Annotated in this window: 1 pseudogene; it reads left to right on the forward strand. The window is 65.8% G+C overall.

Annotated elements, in window-relative coordinates:
- Positions 1-500, forward strand: a pseudogene (locus tag EN925_RS39050) (dihydroorotase); the annotation flags it as partial.

The following is a 500-nucleotide window of genomic DNA, read 5'->3' on the forward strand; positions in this document are numbered from 1 at the left end:
CGCGCGCTGACCTATGCGCGCGACTTCGGCGCCACCATCGTGCATGAGACGCAGGATGCGGACCTCGGTTCATCCGGCGTGATGAATGAAGGCCTCTACGCCAGCTGGCTCGGCCTTTCCGGCATTCCGCGCGAGGCCGAATCCATCCCGCTGGAACGCGACCTTGCGCTGGCGCGGCTGACGCGCGGTTCGTACCATGCGGCGAAGATCTCGACGGCGATGGCGGCAAACGCTGTAACGCGTGCCAAGGCCGACGGGGCGACGGTGACGTCGGGCGTGGCGATCCACAATCTGTCGCTCAATGAAAACGATGTCGGCGAATACCGCACCTTCTTTCGCCTGACGCCGCCATTGCGTGCCGAGGAAGACCGGCTGGCGATGATCGAGGCGGTCAGGGACGGTACGATCGACGTCATCGTCTCCTCGCACGATCCGCAGGATGTCGACACCAAGCGCCTGCCCTTCGCCGATGCGGCGGCCGGCGCCATCGGGTTGGAGAC

This window comes from Mesorhizobium sp. M7A.F.Ca.US.006.04.2.1 (genome assembly GCF_004022915.1).
GTDB classification, from domain to species: domain Bacteria; phylum Pseudomonadota; class Alphaproteobacteria; order Rhizobiales; family Rhizobiaceae; genus Mesorhizobium; species Mesorhizobium ciceri.